The 18,135-nt window shown below is 39.4% G+C and carries 15 protein-coding genes; 11 read left to right on the top strand and 4 right to left on the bottom strand.

Going from position 1 to position 18,135, the window contains the following annotated elements; translation table 11 throughout:
* Nucleotides 1-25 precede the first annotated feature (25 nt).
* From QS39_RS03455 to pepC, 11 genes are all read left to right on the top strand, one after another.
* Nucleotides 26-4,417 (top strand): PolC-type DNA polymerase III, encoded by a 4,392-nt coding sequence (locus QS39_RS03455; protein WP_077804637.1) that lies wholly within the window; start codon nucleotides 26-28, stop codon nucleotides 4,415-4,417.
* Between the two features lie 292 nt (nucleotides 4,418-4,709).
* Nucleotides 4,710-5,975: an ABC-three component system protein gene (locus tag QS39_RS03460; protein ID WP_077804638.1), complete on the top strand. Its 1,266-nt coding sequence runs from the start codon at nucleotides 4,710-4,712 to the stop codon at nucleotides 5,973-5,975.
* 4 nt (nucleotides 5,976-5,979) lie between these two features.
* Nucleotides 5,980-6,678 carry an ABC-three component system middle component 1 gene (locus tag QS39_RS03465; protein ID WP_239682344.1) on the top strand — a complete coding sequence of 233 codons (699 nt, stop codon included), beginning with the start codon at nucleotides 5,980-5,982 and terminating at the stop codon, nucleotides 6,676-6,678.
* Between the two features lie 4 nt (nucleotides 6,679-6,682).
* Nucleotides 6,683-9,334, top strand: coding sequence for an AAA family ATPase (locus QS39_RS03470; RefSeq protein WP_049535540.1), 2,652 nt, complete (start codon nucleotides 6,683-6,685; stop codon nucleotides 9,332-9,334).
* 147 nt (nucleotides 9,335-9,481) lie between these two features.
* On the top strand, nucleotides 9,482-9,745 hold the full coding sequence (locus QS39_RS03475; RefSeq protein ID WP_000047859.1) for a type II toxin-antitoxin system RelB/DinJ family antitoxin: 264 nt from the start codon (nucleotides 9,482-9,484) through the stop codon (nucleotides 9,743-9,745).
* Nucleotides 9,738-10,016: a type II toxin-antitoxin system YafQ family toxin gene (locus QS39_RS03480; protein ID WP_077804639.1), complete on the top strand. Its 279-nt coding sequence runs from the start codon at nucleotides 9,738-9,740 to the stop codon at nucleotides 10,014-10,016. The genes QS39_RS03475 and QS39_RS03480 overlap by 8 nt, the downstream gene beginning before the upstream one ends.
* Nucleotides 10,017-10,036: 20 nt before the next feature.
* A complete protein-coding gene (locus tag QS39_RS03485; RefSeq protein WP_077804640.1) occupies nucleotides 10,037-10,189 on the top strand; it encodes a hypothetical protein in 153 nt (50 codons plus the stop codon).
* A gap of 21 nt (nucleotides 10,190-10,210) precedes the next feature.
* Nucleotides 10,211-11,452: an aminopeptidase gene (locus tag QS39_RS03490; RefSeq protein ID WP_000243934.1), complete on the top strand. Its 1,242-nt coding sequence runs from the start codon at nucleotides 10,211-10,213 to the stop codon at nucleotides 11,450-11,452.
* Nucleotides 11,453-11,461: 9 nt separating this feature from the next.
* Nucleotides 11,462-11,692 (top strand): GlsB/YeaQ/YmgE family stress response membrane protein, encoded by a 231-nt coding sequence (locus QS39_RS03495; protein ID WP_000901572.1) that lies wholly within the window; start codon nucleotides 11,462-11,464, stop codon nucleotides 11,690-11,692.
* A 71-nt stretch (nucleotides 11,693-11,763) separates the two neighbouring features.
* Nucleotides 11,764-12,486 carry a pseudouridine synthase gene (locus QS39_RS03500; RefSeq protein WP_001234905.1) on the top strand — a complete coding sequence of 241 codons (723 nt, stop codon included), beginning with the start codon at nucleotides 11,764-11,766 and terminating at the stop codon, nucleotides 12,484-12,486.
* Between the two features lie 110 nt (nucleotides 12,487-12,596).
* Complete coding sequence (pepC, locus tag QS39_RS03510; RefSeq protein ID WP_049521017.1) at nucleotides 12,597-13,931, top strand: aminopeptidase C; 1,335 nt, start codon at nucleotides 12,597-12,599, stop codon at nucleotides 13,929-13,931.
* Nucleotides 13,932-13,986: 55 nt separating this feature from the next.
* Here the strand turns inward: pepC and QS39_RS03515 are convergent, their stop codons facing one another.
* The 4 genes from QS39_RS03515 to adhP form a co-directional block, all read right to left on the bottom strand.
* On the bottom strand, nucleotides 13,987-14,898 hold the full coding sequence (locus tag QS39_RS03515; protein WP_000136865.1) for a PTS system mannose/fructose/sorbose family transporter subunit IID: 912 nt from the start codon (nucleotides 14,896-14,898) through the stop codon (nucleotides 13,987-13,989).
* 23 nt (nucleotides 14,899-14,921) lie between these two features.
* Nucleotides 14,922-15,725 carry a PTS mannose/fructose/sorbose transporter subunit IIC gene (locus tag QS39_RS03520; protein ID WP_077804642.1) on the bottom strand — a complete coding sequence of 268 codons (804 nt, stop codon included), beginning with the start codon at nucleotides 15,723-15,725 and terminating at the stop codon, nucleotides 14,922-14,924.
* A 25-nt stretch (nucleotides 15,726-15,750) separates the two neighbouring features.
* The gene (locus QS39_RS03525; protein ID WP_077804643.1) at nucleotides 15,751-16,740 is read right to left on the bottom strand and encodes a PTS sugar transporter subunit IIB; all 990 of its coding nucleotides are present in this window, start codon (nucleotides 16,738-16,740) and stop codon (nucleotides 15,751-15,753) included.
* Nucleotides 16,741-16,974: 234 nt separating this feature from the next.
* Nucleotides 16,975-17,994: an alcohol dehydrogenase AdhP gene (gene adhP / locus QS39_RS03530; protein WP_000649185.1), complete on the bottom strand. Its 1,020-nt coding sequence runs from the start codon at nucleotides 17,992-17,994 to the stop codon at nucleotides 16,975-16,977.
* Nucleotides 17,995-18,135: the final 141 nt, after the last annotated feature.

Here is an 18,135-nt window from a genome sequence, read left to right on the forward strand (position 1 = left end):
TAGGAGAATAATGTGAGGAAAATGAATGTCAAATAGTTTTGAAATTTTGATGAATCAATTGGGGATACCTGCTGAAATGAGACAGGCTCCTGCTTTAGCACAGGCCGATATTGAGCGAGTTGTGGTTCATAAAATTAGTAAGGTATGGGAGTTTCATTTCGTATTTTCTAATATTTTACCGATTGAAATCTTTTTAGAAATAAAGAAAGGTTTGAGCGAAGAATTTTCTAAGACAGGCAATAAAGCTATTTTCGAAATCAAGGCTCTGTCTCAAGAATTTTCAAATCAAGTCTTGCAGTCCTACTATAGAGAGGCTTTTTCTGAGGGGCCATGTGCTAGTCAAGGTTTTAAGTCCCTTTATCAAAATTTGCAAGTTCGTGCTGAGGGCAATCAGCTATTTATTGAAGGATCTGAGGCGATTGATAAGGAACACTTTAAAAAAAATCACCTTCCTAATTTAGCGAAACAACTTGAAAAGTTTGGTTTTCCAACTTTCAACTGTCAAGTAGAGAAGAATGATATCCTGACCCAAGAGCAGGAAGAGGCTTTTCATGCTGAAAATGAGCAGATTGTTCAAGCGGCCAATGAGGAAGCGCTTCGTGCTATGGAACAACTGGAACAGATGGCACCTCCTCCAGCTGAAGAGAAACCAGCCTTTGATTTTCAAGCTAAAAAAGCTGCAGCTAAACCGAAGTTGGACAAGGCGGAGATTACTCCTATGATTGAAGTGACGACTGAGGAAAATCGTCTGGTCTTTGAAGGGGTTGTTTTTGATGTGGAGCAAAAAGTGACCAGAACAGGGCGTGTTTTGATCAATTTTAAAATGACAGACTACACTTCCAGTTTTTCTATGCAAAAGTGGGTTAAAAATGAGGAAGAAGCTCAGAAATTTGACCTCATCAAGAAGAATTCTTGGCTCCGAGTGCGTGGGAATGTGGAGATGAATAACTTCACACGCGATTTGACTATGAACGTACAGGATGTGCAGGAAGTTGTTCATTATGAGCGGAAGGATTTGATGCCAGAAGGTGAGCGCCGGGTTGAGTTTCATGCTCATACTAACATGTCGACCATGGATGCTCTACCAGAGGTTGAAGAAATCGTTGCGACAGCTGCTAAGTGGGGACACAAGGCTGTTGCCATCACGGACCACGGGAATGTCCAGTCCTTCCCACACGGCTATAAGGCGGCCAAAAAAGCGGGAATCCAGCTAATCTATGGAATGGAAGCCAATATCGTGGAGGACCGTGTCCCTATCGTCTATAACGAAGTAGAGATGGACTTGTCAGAAGCGACCTACGTGGTCTTTGACGTGGAAACGACGGGACTTTCAGCTATCTATAATGATTTGATTCAGGTTGCGGCCTCTAAGATGTACAAGGGGAATGTCATTGCTGAATTTGATGAATTTATCAATCCTGGTCATCCCTTGTCAGCTTTTACTACTGAGTTGACTGGAATTACAGATGACCATGTCAAAAATGCCAAACCACTAGAACAAGTTCTGCAAGAATTCCAAGAATTCTGCAAGGATACAGTCTTAGTTGCCCACAATGCGACCTTTGACGTTGGATTTATGAATGCTAATTATGAGCGTCATGGTCTGCCAAAGATTAGTCAGCCAGTGATTGATACGCTCGAGTTTGCTCGAAACCTCTATCCTGAGTATAAACGTCATGGTTTGGGGCCTTTGACCAAGCGTTTTGGTGTGGCCTTGGAACATCACCACATGGCTAATTACGATGCGGAAGCTACTGGTCGTCTGCTCTTCATCTTTATCAAAGAAGTAGCAGAAAAACATGGTGTGACCGACTTGGATAGACTAAACATTGATTTGATTAGTCCAGACTCTTATAAAAAAGCTCGGATCAAGCATGCGACCATTTATGTCAAGAATCAGGTAGGTTTAAAAAATATCTTTAAACTGGTTTCTTTGTCCAATACTAAGTACTTTGAAGGGGTGCCACGGATTCCGAGAACGGTTTTAGATGCCCATCGGGAAGGTTTGATTTTAGGTTCAGCTTGCTCTGAAGGTGAAGTTTTTGATGCAGTCGTTTCCCAAGGTGTGGATGCGGCGATTGAGGTGGCCAAGTATTATGACTTTATCGAGGTCATGCCACCAGCTATCTATGCTCCCTTGATTGCCAAGGAGCAGGTCAAGGATATGGAAGAACTCCAGACCATTATCAAGAGTTTGATAGAGGTGGGAGACCGTCTTGGTAAGCCTGTTCTGGCTACGGGGAATGTCCACTATATCGAACCAGAAGAAGAGATTTACCGCGAAATTATCGTCCGTAGTTTGGGCCAGGGGGCTATGATTAACCGAACTATCGGTCATGGAGAGCATGCCCAACCAGCACCACTTCCAAAGGCTCATTTTCGAACGACTAATGAAATGTTGGATGAATTTGCCTTCTTAGGAGAGGAATTAGCTCGCAAATTGGTTATTGAAAACACCAATGCCTTGGCAGAAATCTTTGAACCCGTTGAGGTTGTTAAGGGTGACTTATACACGCCTTTCATCGACAAGGCTGAAGAAACAGTTGCTGAGTTGACCTATAAGAAAGCTTTTGAGATTTATGGAAATCCGCTACCAGATATTGTCGATTTACGGATTGAAAAAGAACTGACTTCTATTCTGGGGAATGGATTTGCTGTGATTTATCTGGCTTCCCAGATGCTGGTGCAACGTTCCAATGAACGGGGTTACTTGGTTGGTTCTCGTGGGTCTGTCGGTTCTAGTTTTGTTGCGACCATGATTGGGATTACGGAGGTCAATCCTCTCTCTCCTCACTATGTCTGTGGTCAGTGTCAGTATAGCGAGTTTATCACAGACGGTTCTTATGGTTCAGGATTTGATATGCCCAATAAGGACTGTCCAAACTGTGGTCACAAACTCAGTAAAAACGGACAGGATATTCCATTTGAGACCTTCCTTGGTTTTGATGGGGATAAGGTTCCTGATATTGACTTGAACTTCTCGGGAGAAGATCAGCCCAGTGCTCACTTGGATGTACGTGATATTTTTGGCGAGGAATATGCCTTCCGTGCGGGAACGGTTGGTACGGTGGCTGCCAAGACTGCCTATGGATTTGTAAAGGGCTACGAGCGAGATTATGGCAAGTTCTATCGTGATGCGGAGGTGGAACGTCTAGCCCAGGGAGCTGCTGGTGTCAAACGAACGACAGGACAACACCCGGGGGGAATCGTTGTTATTCCTAACTACATGGATGTCTACGACTTTACGCCTGTCCAGTATCCAGCAGATGACGTGACGGCTGAATGGCAAACGACCCACTTTAACTTCCACGATATCGATGAGAACGTCCTCAAACTCGATGTGCTGGGACATGATGATCCGACCATGATTCGAAAACTCCAGGATTTGTCTGGGATTGATCCTAATGAAATTCCTATGGATGACGAAGGCGTGATGGCCCTCTTTTCTGGGACTGATGTGCTAGGTGTGGCTCCTGAACAAATTGGAACGCCTACGGGGATGTTGGGGATTCCAGAGTTTGGAACCAACTTCGTACGTGGGATGGTAGACGAGACGCATCCGACGACTTTTGCAGAATTGCTTCAGTTGTCAGGGTTGTCTCACGGTACCGACGTTTGGCTGGGCAATGCTCAAGATCTGATTAAGCAAGGAATAGCTGATCTATCAACCGTTATTGGTTGTCGGGACGACATCATGGTTTACCTCATGCATGCGGGTCTGGAACCTAAGATGGCCTTTACCATCATGGAACGGGTGCGTAAGGGCTTGTGGCTCAAGATTTCCGAAGAGGAGCGAAATGGTTACATTGAAGCTATGAAGGCCAATAAGGTGCCAGAGTGGTATATCGAGTCCTGTGGGAAAATTAAGTACATGTTCCCTAAAGCCCATGCGGCAGCCTACGTTATGATGGCCTTGCGTGTAGCTTACTTCAAGGTTCACCATCCTATTTATTACTACTGTGCTTACTTCTCCATTCGTGCTAAGGCTTTTGATATCAAGACCATGGGGGCGGGCTTGGATACCATCAAACGCAGAATGGAAGAAATCTCTGAAAAACGGAAGAACAATGAAGCCTCTAATGTGGAAATTGATCTCTATACAACTCTTGAGATTGTCAATGAGATGTGGGAACGTGGTTTCAAGTTTGGCAAACTCGATCTCTACCGCAGTCAGGCGACAGAGTTCCTTATCGATGGGGATACCCTCATCCCGCCATTTGTTGCTATGGATGGTCTGGGAGAGAACGTTGCTAAGCAGTTGGTGCGAGCACGTGAAGAGGGAGAATTCCTCTCTAAAACAGAGCTACGCAAACGTGGCGGACTCTCATCAACCTTGGTTGAAAAGATGGATGAAATGGGTATTCTTGGAAATATGCCAGAGGATAACCAGCTCAGTTTGTTTGATGATTTGTTTTGATGGATATAGTGAAGCGCCATAGCTGTTGAAAGGTCAAGATTGCAGATTAACGAGTTTTACCGTCATTGGGCATAATCAAATTCAGAAATATATTTTCTTGAGAATGTATATTTTTTGAAGTTTTTAGAGGACGTCATTAAGTTATGACCAATCAAATAAATATTTGTAATAAAAGAAATGGACGGCTGTTTAGCAGTATAAGTTATCAAATATTATTGCTTTGCTGAGATACATGAGCTAAGGATAAAAGGTTGCTTAAAGAGATAGTGATCTAAAGGAGGTTGTAAGTAAGTTGGCTGGGGAAAAAAATAATGCAACATCCAGTTGGAGTGGATATAACCATCAGGGGCAGGTTGGTATTTTTCTTGCTTTGAAAGAATTAAATATGTTGATTCAGAACGATGAAGATTTTAGGGGTTACTCTGTCCAATTTGAAAAAGAAGATGGAGAGGATATTGATATAGTGAAAGGGATTGAAGTTATATCAAGACATCAAGTAAAGGCAAAGAAAAATAAAAAGAATCTTAACGATTATAAAGATGTACTAACTGGATTTAAGGAAGATGGAGTTGAAGAAAATTCTAGATACTTACATACAATTTGTGATGTAATTGGCTTTGAATTATCAGAAGAGGAGTTTAAAGAACTACCATATAAACCCAAATTTATTCCAAATGATAAAAATGTTAAACTATACGAGTATCCTGATGGTTGCAAGTATTGTGACTTGAGTAATGTTAGTGAGTCTAAAATAGATAGTTTTTGTAAGGAAGAAATAAAAAGCTTACTCATTGCACATAGTCCCAGCCTGAAAGATGATGATGAACATATTAAAGAAACTTTATTTGAACTGAAAAATTTATTGTGCACAAAAATAAGAGAGGCGCATGAAGCTGGAGGAAGTGCAAATCCAGTAATTTTATTTCCAGAGATTTACAATATTGTTACTTCTACTGAAAAACGCGAAAGACAATCAATTCGTAGAGCAAAAGGGTTATTTTCACTTTATTGGAATGAAAGTTTTGATAATGATGTTGATAATACAATAATAAATGAAATTCTAAATTTAGCTGATGATGACTTCAAAAATATATTAATTGACATGCATCCTGATAATAGCATTTCGAAACTACAAGATTTGAATAATCTAGATAATTTGATTGATAGAGGTAGTATTAAATATATTTTGTATAATTTTTTTAGGTGGTATAAAAAAGAAAAATTTATATTAAATAACTTGTATTATCAAACTAATCAGGAGTCGTTTAGGTTAAGTATGATTCACCAACCAAAAGCTGCTGCTGGTGAAGTTAAAAATGACATTATGAAAAATATTGGATTTATAAGAGCTAGTTTTAATACAGATTATTTGATCAATATGAATATTGAAGGCAAAAAATTTTTTGAAGTTCAACCTATAGATGAAGAGGGAAAAGAAAAATTGAAGTCTGGATTACTGGGGAAGGAGAAGGATAATATATTTTCAATTAATTTAGAATATATAGACTATGAGAAAACTGTTCTAAAATTGAGGGAGGATCAAAATAGTGATGAATAACTTCATGAAAAAAATTTTAGAAAAGGATGACTATCAGTGTATTGACCAAGGTATTGAATTGTGGAATAATAACAATGAATTTTTCATAATTCAAGAATATGATGTAGAAGAATTGGAATCAAGTGGTGACAAAACACAAAATTTTTTTACTTGTGAAAAGACGAATCAGCTAATATCGGAATTCGAAAAAATTCAAGATAATAAAATAAAAAAGAATACGTCCTTATTTGTGTCTGTGAAAGTTAATAATATTAAAGAAGTATATGAACGTTTTAAGAATATAGCCATGAGAATCGAAGAGGATGAATACTATTTTAGGAAGTATATTATTTTTTATACTGATGAAGGTCTAGATAAACTTAATCCTGATATTCAGGATTTACTTCAGTTCGTTCAAAACAACGGCGATGATTCAGAAGAAGAAAGTTTATTTGATAAATTTGAGGGAAACATGTTTTTTGATGATTCCTACTTTATTGCTATGCAACTAATCATCAAGTTACCGTTTATTTCTCTACCTCATTCTGATAAACCATTTGCAACAATTGAGGATAAAATAAAATTACGTATGGAAAGTGAACAACAAGTCAAAAAGGAGCAACAAGTAAATCAGATTTTAGAATTGTTTAATAGTGATAATATTCGTGAACAATTTGAAAATAGCGGTATGTTTGATAATTTAAGACAGATTTTGGAAGAATAATTTTATGAAAATAAAGAAGATTTTACTTTATAATTTTAAAAATTTTAGGCAAAAAACGATTATTGATTTTAGTGATAGTATAACTTTTTTAGTTGGACCAAATGGATTTGGAAAGACAACTATTTTTGATGCAATAGAGTTAGGTTTGACGGGTAATATTTCTCGAATTACTCAAACGTTTCAAGTAACCGGGGAGAATGTTTCGTATAATAAACCTTTCTTTCAAAATGATATATCTCAGCCGGTGATTGTAAAATTATGGTTGGAAAAATCAAATGGTGAACACTTAGTTATTATTCGAGAATTAACAAACAATAGTACTACTGATGGAAGGTTGTTTGCCCCAAAGAAATCTATCGAGCAATTTAAGTTGTTTCGCCAGGAGGAAGTAACTGGTGAAAATTTCATCAGCATAGATAATAATGTTAAAGTATCTGAAATAGATCAGACTACAGTTGATAATTTTTTAGAGATTAATGGGAAATATGAAATTGCTAAGATTTTTAATCTGTTTAACTATATTCAACAAGAAGAAACGACATTTTTCTTGAAGAAATCTGAGAAAGATAGAAGTAACAATCTCTCGTTTTTGGTTAAAACTGATGAGATAGAAGATAGAATAAGTAAGATTGAAAAAGTAAATAAAGCTATCAGCGATAAATTGGGATTTCTTATTAAGCAACAAGAGAAACTTACCCAGCAAGAATTGAATAACATCCCTTATAAAAGATTGTTTATCAAACAGGTTTTTCAATTTGATAAAGAAAATCCGTTTTCTGTAGACAACCTCAGCCAGTTAGATGATTTCAAAGTCACAATTAAAAAGATTATTGAATTTAAACAGAGGTTTTCTATTTCTGAATATCAACGAAAGTTGGAAAGAGATAAGCGGAAGAAAGAAATCAATACTATTGGCAGTGCTTTACGCCTCGCAATTTTATCTCCATTTGTTCAAAGACCGAATAATAAATGGCATTGGGAAAAATATACATTAGAGAACCCGAGAGTATTTGAATACGTACTTTTAGAAAATTATATTCGATCATTTGAAACTATCACCCAAGAATATAGGCGAAGACAACAATTACATCAATACTGGGCGTATCTATCTACTGATATTAATCAAATGACAGCAGAGTCTTTTCAGTGTGTTCAAGACGATATCCTCTCAAATGATTTTAAATTACTTAAAGATCAGTGGACACTTTACCAGGGATTAAGAGAAAATGCAGGACAGGTGGACAAAAATTTAAGTGATTTACGACAACGTAGAAGTGATTTGAGTGGCAAGTTTAATGAATTAAGACATCAATATGTTGACGAAAATAAATGTCCATTCTGTAGCAATCAGTTTGATTCTTTCAATGATTTGAAACAAGCTTATGATAGTTATGAAGCTTATCTATCTGAAATTTCATCTAGAGATAGTCAGCGATTACACGAAGTTCAATTATTGCTGAATGAATTGATCCAGCAACTGAAGCAGAAAATCATTGATGAAATAAATAGCCTTTCTACGGATGTAGATAAAAATGTATTAGATAGATTACAAGAATTAAAAAATTCGTATCAAAGTTATTCTCAAAATGTCGAAGGTTTTAAAACTTTTATTCAGTCGTACACAATTATGGTACCATATGAGTTGGGAAGGTTAGAATTTAAAGACTATATCCAGCAGTACCAGTTATACTTGCAAGAATTTCAATCAAAATTAGTAGTTGATAATGATGTTTATCGGTTACTAGATATTAATAATCTGGAAAATATAAAGAGACAACTGGGTGATTTAAGAGAAGAATTTTCTGAATTGCAGTTTGAAACGTACCAATTGGAATCAAGTTCATATTCGAAGATAAATATGGCGACGATTGATAGTCGATTGCTTGAATTAAAAAATGCTATTCACTCGGCAGTTGATAATAAATATGCTATTAATGAGAATCTGATAGCAGACGCTGAGAACATATTTCCTACATATTTTCAAAGTAAAGTGGAAGTATTAGAGGATATTAGTATTGGAGATTTAGAAAATAAGAAACTTTATCTTGATGGACAGCATAAACTAGTTCAAAATCAGCAACTTCAAAATTTATCAAGTCAGATAGAAACATTGAGAACAACTGTGGAACGATTAGAAGGAATTAATACTATATATAAGGAGGAAGTAAAACAGTTCAAAATAGATATTGTTAAAAAACTACGTATCCCATTCTTTATATACTCAGCAAAAATGTTACAAAATTATCAACAAGGTATGGGGATTTTCTTAACGCACAAGAAAACAACGAATAGTGATAATGGAAAGGTAGCAATTATTAGATTTAAATCCGACACTAATAATGATCATGATGTAATGAATCAGCTGAGTACAGGGCAGTTGGCTGTTGTGTCTCTAGCATTTACTCTCTCCTTGAATACAATGTTTAAGTTATCTGATAATCTTAACTTCTTAATGATAGATGATCCAGTTCAAGATATGGATGCTATGAATGTACTATCTTTTATTGAAATTTTACGTCATGGAATTATAGATAAGTATCAGATCATTTTATCAACTTATAGCGATTTTAATGCTTTGTTCATGGGTTATAAATTTGCAAATTCGACTTCGGAAGTAAATATTAAATATGAAAATGTTAGTGACCTGCAAGGATAATATGTAAATTTCTTATTCTTTCTCCTGCTTTCTCTGTGAATCTTTGAGATTATCAAAAAATCAATATAAAGGGGGCTAATGTATATCCAATAGATTTACATTCGCCTTCTTTTTTGTTAAAATAATAAATAGAAAGAGGGTGAGAGTATGTCAAAGACGAGTATGAGCATCCGTCTGGATAGTGAGGTGAAGGAGCAGGCCCAACAGGTATTTAATAATCTGGGAATGGATATGACGACTGCAATCAATATTTTCCTTCGTCAGGCTATTCAATATCAGGGTTTACCTTTTGATGTTAGACTAGACGAGAATCGGAAGTTGCTTGAGGTATTAACGGATTTAGACCAAAATCGTAATATGAGCCAATCCTTTGAATCAGTCTCTGACTTGATGGAGGATTTGCGTGCTTAAGATTCGTTATCATAAACAGTTTAAAAAAGATTTTAAGTTGTCTATGAAGCGTTGTTTGAAGGCAGAATTATTAGAAGAAGTTTTAAATTTTCTTGTTCAAGAAAAAGAACTTCCTGCTAGATATCGTGATCATCAATTGACGGCATCCAAGTATTTTCAAGTAGTTCGTGAATGCCATATCCAGCCAGATTGGCTTTTGGTTTATAAAGTAGACAAGGAAGAATTGATTTTAAATTTACTGAGGACAGGCAGTCATAGTCATTTGTTTTAATAAATTTTAAGGGGGTTCTCATGAAACTTAGAATCTTTGCGGAAGATAAACCAGCTCAAAAAGTTTTTGACTATCAGCTAGAACTTGCTGATCAGACAATTCTTCTATCAACAGCACTCTTGTCTGGTGCCATTGCTTTAGCAGGGGTATTCGCTGCTTTGAAAGAAAAATAAAAATAGAAAAGAGAAATTTACATGGTTTTACCAAATTTTAAAGAAAATCTAGAAAAATATGCGAAATTATTGGTTGCGAACGGAATCAATGTGCAACCTGGTCACACTTTGGCTCTCTCTATCGATGTGGAGCAACGTGAGTTGGCTCACTTAATCGTCAAAGAAGCTTATGCCTTGGGTGCGCATGAGGTGATCGTTCAGTGGACAGATGATGTCATTAACCGTGAGAAATTCCTCCATGCTCCGATGGAGCGTCTGGACAATGTGCCAGAATACAAGATTGCTGAGATGAACTATCTCTTGGAAAACAAGGCTAGCCGTCTTGGAGTTCGCTCATCTGATCCAGGTGCCTTGAACGGAGTGGATGCTGATAAGCTTTCAGCTTCTGCTAAAGCTATGGGACTTGCTATGAAGCCAATGCGCATCGCAACGCAATCCAACAAGGTTAGCTGGACTGTAGCAGCTGCTGCTGGACTTGAGTGGGCTAAGAAAGTCTTTCCAAATGCTGCGAGCGACGAAGAAGCAGTCGATCTCCTTTGGGACCAAATTTTCAAAACTTGCCGTGTCTATGAAGAAGATCCTGTTAAGGCTTGGGAAGAGCATGCAGCTATCCTTAAGAGTAAGGCAGATATGCTTAATAAAGAACAATTTTCAGCCCTTCACTACACAGCGCCAGGGACAGATTTAACACTTGGTTTGCCGAAGAACCACGTTTGGGAATCAGCTGGGGCTATCAATGCACAGGGCGAAGGATTCTTGCCAAATATGCCGACAGAGGAAGTCTTCACAGCGCCTGACTTCCGTCGTGCAGATGGTTATGTAACCTCTACAAAACCACTTAGCTATAACGGAAATATCATCGAAGGCATTAAGGTGACCTTTAAGGATGGACAAATCGTAGATATCACTGCTGAGAAGGGTGATCAGGTTATGAAAGATCTTGTCTTTGAAAATGCGGGTGCGCGTGCCTTGGGTGAATGTGCCTTGGTACCAGATCCAAGCCCAATTTCTCAGTCAGGCATTACCTTCTTTAACACCCTTTTCGATGAGAATGCTTCAAACCACTTGGCTATCGGTGCAGCCTATGCGACTAGCGTCGTTGGTGGTGCAGAGATGAGTGAAGAAGAGCTTGAAGCTGCGGGACTTAACCGTTCAGATGTTCACGTAGACTTTATGATTGGTTCTAACCAAATGGATATCGATGGTATCCGTGAGGATGGGACACGTGTACCACTCTTTCGTAACGGAGATTGGGCAAATTAAGGAGATAATATGTTAGGAAGTATGTTCGTCGGTCTCCTAGTGGGATTTTTAGCAGGTACTCTAACCAATCGTGGAGAGCGAATGGGATGTTTTGGGAAAATGTTTCTCGGCTGGATTGGTGCCTTTATAGGCCACTTGCTTTTTGGGACTTGGGGACCGATAATAGCAGGAACTGCCATTATTCCGGCAGTACTAGGTTCCATGATTGTCTTAGCGATTTTCTGGAGACGAGGAAGTTAATTTCTTAAATCTGAAACGAAAAGGAGGTTGGTCATTGAGACAGCCTCCTTTTGATATGATATAATAGTTCTATGAGATTAGATAAATTTTTAGTTGCCTGCGCTGTGGGGAGCCGGACTGAGGTCAAAAACTTGCTCAAGGCTGGGCGTGTGACTGTAAATGGTAAAAAAGAAAAATCGGCTAAATTGCAGATTGATGAAAAAATAGATGAGATTCGCTTTGATGGGCAAGTGTTGGAGTATGAAGAGTTTGTCTACTACATGATGAACAAGCCCCAAGGGGTTATTTCAGCGACTGAAGATCCTAAACACAGAACGGTGTTGGACTTGTTGGATGACTTGGCTCGGAGCAAGGAAGTTTTCCCAGTAGGTCGCTTGGATATTGACACGCATGGTCTTTTGCTCTTGACCAATGACGGCAAGCTTGCCCATGCTCTTCTTTCACCCAAGCATCATGTGGACAAGACCTATTTGGCTCAGGTCAAGGGAATTATGGCCCAAGAAGATGTGGAGATATTTGCCAAGGGCATTCCGCTCAAAGACTTTACCTGTCAACCCGCTAGACTGGAGATTCTTTCCACAGATACAGAAAAGAATCAGAGCCAAATCCGTGTGACCATTGCAGAAGGGAAGTTTCATCAGATCAAGCGTATGGTGGCCTACTGCGGCAAGGAAGTAGTAGACTTGCAACGTTTGACTATGGGAACTCTGATTTTAGATGAAAGCTTGCAACGAGGAGAATGGCGTCGCTTGACCAAGAAAGAATTAGAGATTCTCCTTGCAAGTATTGCTTAATTGGATTTATATTCGAAAAGGTGAGGGAGAATGTCCTTGCCTTTTATGTTTTTCAGTTGCTTCCTTTGTAAAAAGAGTTATAATAGACTGTAGAATAAAAGGAGGAATCTATGAACGCGATTCAAGAATCATTTACTGATAAACTATTTGCCAATTATGAAGCAAATGTAAAATACCAAGCGATTGAAAATGCTGCTAGTCACAATGGAATTTTTGCAGCTCTAGAACGTCGCCAAAGCCATGTAGACAACACCCCTGTTTTTTCATTGGATTTGACCAAGGACAAGGTTACTAACCAGAAAGCGTCTGGTCGTTGCTGGATGTTTGCGGCTCTCAACACCTTCCGCCACAAACTCATTTCACAATATAAATTGGAAAATTTTGAGTTGTCACAGGCCCACACCTTCTTCTGGGACAAGTATGAGAAATCCAACTGGTTCTTAGAGCAAGTGATTGCGACTGCAGACCAAGACCTAACTAGCCGTAAGGTTAAATTCCTACTTCAAACACCTCAACAAGACGGTGGTCAGTGGGATATGGTCGTTTCTCTCTTTGAGAAATACGGTGTCGTGCCCAAGTCAGTTTATCCTGAGTCTGTTTCATCTAGTAGCAGCCGTGAGCTAAATGCAATCCTTAACAAATTGCTTCGCCAAGATGCTCAAATCTTGCGTGACTTGCTTGTTTCTGGTGCAGATCAAGCGACTGTTCAAGCTAAGAAAGAAGACCTCTTGCAAGAAATCTTTAACTTTCTTGCTATGTCTTTAGGACTTCCACCACGTACATTTGACTTTGCTTATCGCGATAAAGATAACAACTACCAAAGTGAAAAGAGCATTACTCCACAAGAATTTTACAAGAAATATGTCAATCTTCCTCTAGAAGATTACGTTTCTGTTATCAACGCCCCAACTGCTGACAAGCCTTACGGCCAATCTTACACAGTTGAGATGTTAGGAAATGTGGTTGGTAGCCGTGCGGTTCGTTACATCAACGTGCCGATGGAGCGCTTGAAAGAGTTGGCAATTGCTCAAATGCAAGCAGGTGAGACTGTTTGGTTTGGTTCAGATGTTGGTCAGCTCAGCAACCGCAAAGCTGGAATCCTTGCGACAGATGTTTATGACTTTGAATCAAGCATGGACATTAAACTCACTCAAGACAAGGCTGGACGTCTGGACTACAGCGAAAGCTTGATGACCCACGCCATGGTCTTGACAGGTGTGGACTTGGATGAAAATGGGAAGTCAACCAAGTGGAAGGTTGAAAACTCATGGGGAGACAAGGTTGGTGCAGATGGTTACTTTGTTGCCTCAGACGCTTGGATGGATGAATACACTTACCAAATCGTTGTCCGTAAAGAATTGCTGACAGCAGAAGAACAAGCTGTCTATGAAGCAGAACCAATTGTACTCGCACCGTGGGATCCAATGGGTGCCTTGGCCGAATAAAAGTATGGAAAAAAGGAATCAGATTTTAGAACCTGATTCCTTTTAAGTTGCTTGATTACATGATGTGAAGAACATGTGCCACAATACCCACTGCGAAGAGTGCAAGGATAATAGTGATTGGAGATACTTTTTTCTTAAGCAAGTACATGCAAAGGAAAGTAAGGAGTAGTCCTGATAGTCCAGGAATCAACATATCCAAGTTTTGTTGGAAAGTAGTAACTTTTTCAGATGTTTGAGATAATCCTTGTCCTACTTGTGCGAATGCTTCTTGAATACCTTTAGATCCTTCTGGCAATTTATCCCAATGGATATAAGCCTTTTCATCTAGTTGAACTTTGGCAACATCGAAAGCAAATTTAATATTTACCCAACGTTGAACAAGGACAGCAAGAATGAACATACCAAGGATAGAAGCTCCTTTAGTGATGTCTTGGAGGATACCGCCAGACATATCTTTAGTGATTTCAGATCCAGCCTTGTATCCAATCTCTTGTGTATACCACAAGAATGACATACGAATCAAGTTCCAAAGAACGAAGAAGAGGATTGGACCTAAGATATTACCAGTAAGGGCAAGTGAAGCACCGAGTGATCCAAGGATTGGGCGTACTGTAAACCAGAATACTGGGTCACCGATACCAGCAAGAGGTCCCATCATACCGATTTTAACCCCTTGGATAGCAGCGTCATCAATTTCAACACCGTTAGCACGTTCTTCTTCAAGTGCAAGAGTAACCCCCATGATTGGAGCGGCTACGTATGGGTGAGTGTTGAAGAACTCAAGATGGCGTTCAAGAGCAGCGATTTGATCTTCTTTTTTAGTGTAGAGTTTTTTAAGAGCTGGAATTAATGAGTAAGCCCAACCCAAGTTTTGCATACGTTCATAGTTCCAAGAACCTTGTAAGAAAGTTGAACGCCACCAAACTTTTTTACGATCTGATTTAGTTAATTGAAGTTTTTCAGTCATGATGTTTTCAGTCCTTTCTTATCTTAGTAGTCTTCTAGGATATCGCCTATTGGGTCGTTAGAAGTTGCGGCTCCTCCGCCACTATTTCCACCAGTTTTAGAAAGGTGAAGGTAGATAAGAGCGATAGCAACACCGATAGCACCAAATCCGATTAGAGTAATATCTGACACGGCAGCAAGCACGAAACCGATAGCGAAGAATGGCCATACTTCACGAGTTGCCATCATGTTGATAACCATAGCGTAACCAACGGCAACAACCATACCACCACCGATAGCCATACCATCTTTGAGCCAATCAGGCATAGCATTTAGAATGCTTTGTACGGTTTCAGTTGGTACCATTAGAAGGAGTGCTGCAGGGACTGCAATACGAAGACCTTGAAGAAGAAGTGCGACAAAGTGAGCACGTTCAACTGCTTTGAAGTCACCTTTTTTAGCAGAAGCATCAGCAGTGTGAACCAATCCGACAGAGAGTGTACGGACAATCATAGTCAAGAATAGACCAGCAACTGCAAGAGGGATAGCAACCGCTTGGGCAACACCGATACCTGTCTTAGTAAAGTCGCCACCAAGAACCATGATAATGGCAGCAGCAACAGAAGCAAGAGCAGCGTCAGGAGCTACGGCAGCTCCGATGTTAGCCCAACCAAGGGCTATCATTTGAAGAGAACCACCAAGGATAATACCTGCTTCAAGGTTACCAGTAACAAGACCGATAAGGGTACAAGCTACGATTGGTTGATGGAATTGGAACTGGTCGAGGATACCTTCAAGACCTGCTAGGAAGGCTACAACGACTACTAAAACCATAGAAATAATAGACATCTTTAAAATCCTTTCATAAAATCGATTATTGCACGTTTGCTTTGTTGATCAAGTCAAACAAATCTTTTTTCGTGTCGTTTGGTACTTTACGTACATCAAATTCAACACCAAGGTCACGCATTTTTTCAAATGTAGCAACGTCTTCTTTATCCATAGACAAAACGTTGTTAACCATTGTTTTACCAGTTGAGTGAGCCATTGATCCAACATTAAGAGTTTTGATTGGCACGCCACCTTCGATAGCACGAAGAGCATCTTGAGGTGTTTCAAACAAGATAAGGGCATGTGTTTCTCCGAAGCGAGGATCTTTTGCAACGTCGATTAGTTTTTGGATAGGAACAACGTTTGCTTTCACTTTACCTGGAGCTGCTTGTTTAATCAATTCTTTACGTAATTCGTCTTTAGCTACGTTATCTGAAGCAACGATGATACGGTCTGCTTTTGAATCTGGAGTCCAAGCAGTTGCAACCTGACCGTGAAGTAAACGAGTGTCTAGACGGGCAAGGTTGATTTTGAGTTTACCGTCTCCGATGACAGTTCCTTCTGGAATAGCAGCTTGGGCAACTGGAGCAGCTGCAACGCTTGCTACTTCCTCAGCTGGATTGAGCTCTTCTGGAAGAGCTTTGATGCCATCTTTGGCTTCTTTAATAATATTCGCAGCGACTTTTTCTACACCTGCAGCAGCGTCCATGAGGCGCTCTGTGTAGGCTTGAATTAACATCGGTAAATTAAGTCCTGTGATGATGGCAAACTTACGCTCAGGATTTTCTCCCATCACGCGGCTAGCTTGGTTGAATGGAGATCCACTCCAAAGGTCAGCCAAAACTAGAACCTCATCTTCTGCGTCAAATGCAGCAACAGCATTATTAAACTTAGCGTATAGATCATCAGGACCTTCATTTGGCATAAAGGTTACAACTTGAACCTTTTCTTGTTCACCAAAGATCATAGATCCTGACTGATGAATACCCGCAGCAAATTCGCCGTGGCTCGCAATAATGATTCCGATACTCATTATTGTCATTCCTCCTTTTTTGTTTTAGTTTTCGTTTAAGAAAACTTTAAGACTTTTTAAGTATAAACCGTTTTCATCTAAAAATCAACTATTTATCATAAAATAATTAAAAAGATTACATCTGAAAATATTGATATATTGAGTTTTAGAGAAGTTTTTTTGAATCCTTATTTAAAAATTTAATATAAAAAAGTTGGAAGCGTATTCCAACTTTTAAAATAGGTTTCTATTAGATTAGTGGGTGAAGTCGAGTACCATACGTCCTTGGATTTGACCCTTTTCCATTTCGTCGAAAATGGCTACGGCATCTTCTATTGGACGTTTTTGAACAACTGGAACTACTAAACCTTCTGCACCGAATTGGAAGGCTTCTTCCAAGTCTTTACGAGTTCCTACAAGAGAACCGATGACTTGGATTCCATCTAGAACGGTTTTTACGATACTTAGTTCCATCATTTCAGAAGGAAGGCCGACAGCGACAACGCGACCACCAGCACGAACTGAGTCAACAGCCTGGTTGAAGGCAACTTTAGACACAGCAGTTACGACAGCTGAGTGAGCACCTCCATCAGTTTTTTCCTTGATAAGTCCAGGTACATCTTCAACTTCGAGGCCGTTAATAACAATGTCAGCGCCTACTTCTTTTGCAAGGGCAAGTTTGTCGTTATTGATATCAACTGCGATAACATGAGCATTGAATACTTTTTTAGCGTATTGAACAGCTAGGTTACCAAGGCCACCAGCACCGTAAAGGACAACCCATTGGCCTGGTTCAACTTTGGCCTCTTTAATAGCTTTATAGGTTGTTACACCAGCACATGTGATAGATGAAGCTTGGGCTGGATCAAGTCCGTCAGGAACTTTAACAGCATAGTCTGCTGTTACGATACATTGTTCAGCCATACCACCGTCTACTGAGTAGCCGGCATTTTTTACTGTACGGCAAAGAGTTTCACGGCCAGTTGTACAGTATTCGCAAGTACCACATCCTTCAAAGAACCAAGCAACGCTGACGCGGTCGCCGACTTTAAGGCTTTTCACATCTGGAGCAATTTCCTTAACGATACCAACACCTTCATGTCCTAGGACACGTCCTGGTACCTGACCGAAGTCGCCATGGGCAACGTGAAGGTCAGTGTGGCAAACACCACAGTATTCAATTTCTACAAGTGCTTCCCCAGTTTCAAGTGGACGGAGTACTTTTTCTTCAACAGCAACACCAGTGCTTTCTGGATTTACAACAACAGCTTTCATAGCTATCCTCCTTGATATTGACCGAGAACAGGGACAACGGGACTGGATTGATTTTGTGTCAACAGAGTCGAGTGTGACGAGCTCTCTTGTATTTATATGTGAATTATATCACAAAAAAAGCCTTTTCCAAGGTTTTGGAAG

Origin of the sequence: Streptococcus mitis (assembly GCF_002005545.1) — a bacterium.
Classification (GTDB): Bacteria; Bacillota; Bacilli; order Lactobacillales; family Streptococcaceae; genus Streptococcus; species Streptococcus mitis_I.

What these genes read in the sequence shown, in the direction of transcription:
- QS39_RS03490 (WP_000243934.1), top strand. Translation starts at nt 10,211, where the DNA reads ATGGTTTTACCAAATTTTAAAGAAAATCTAGAAAAATATGCGAAATTA.
- QS39_RS03485 (WP_077804640.1), top strand. Translation starts at nt 10,037, where the DNA reads ATGAAACTTAGAATCTTTGCGGAAGATAAACCAGCTCAAAAAGTTTTT.
- QS39_RS03495 (WP_000901572.1), top strand. Translation starts at nt 11,462, where the DNA reads ATGTTAGGAAGTATGTTCGTCGGTCTCCTAGTGGGATTTTTAGCAGGT.
- QS39_RS03520 (WP_077804642.1), bottom strand. Translation starts at nt 15,725, where the DNA reads ATGTCTATTATTTCTATGGTTTTAGTAGTCGTTGTAGCCTTCCTAGCA.
- QS39_RS03475 (WP_000047859.1), top strand. Translation starts at nt 9,482, where the DNA reads ATGTCAAAGACGAGTATGAGCATCCGTCTGGATAGTGAGGTGAAGGAG.
- QS39_RS03525 (WP_077804643.1), bottom strand. Translation starts at nt 16,740, where the DNA reads ATGAGTATCGGAATCATTATTGCGAGCCACGGCGAATTTGCTGCGGGT.
- adhP (WP_000649185.1), bottom strand. Translation starts at nt 17,994, where the DNA reads ATGAAAGCTGTTGTTGTAAATCCAGAAAGCACTGGTGTTGCTGTTGAA.
- QS39_RS03515 (WP_000136865.1), bottom strand. Translation starts at nt 14,898, where the DNA reads ATGACTGAAAAACTTCAATTAACTAAATCAGATCGTAAAAAAGTTTGG.
- QS39_RS03500 (WP_001234905.1), top strand. Translation starts at nt 11,764, where the DNA reads ATGAGATTAGATAAATTTTTAGTTGCCTGCGCTGTGGGGAGCCGGACT.
- QS39_RS03465 (WP_239682344.1), top strand. Translation starts at nt 5,980, where the DNA reads ATGAAAAAAATTTTAGAAAAGGATGACTATCAGTGTATTGACCAAGGT.
- QS39_RS03455 (WP_077804637.1), top strand. Translation starts at nt 26, where the DNA reads ATGTCAAATAGTTTTGAAATTTTGATGAATCAATTGGGGATACCTGCT.
- pepC (WP_049521017.1), top strand. Translation starts at nt 12,597, where the DNA reads ATGAACGCGATTCAAGAATCATTTACTGATAAACTATTTGCCAATTAT.
- QS39_RS03470 (WP_049535540.1), top strand. Translation starts at nt 6,683, where the DNA reads ATGAAAATAAAGAAGATTTTACTTTATAATTTTAAAAATTTTAGGCAA.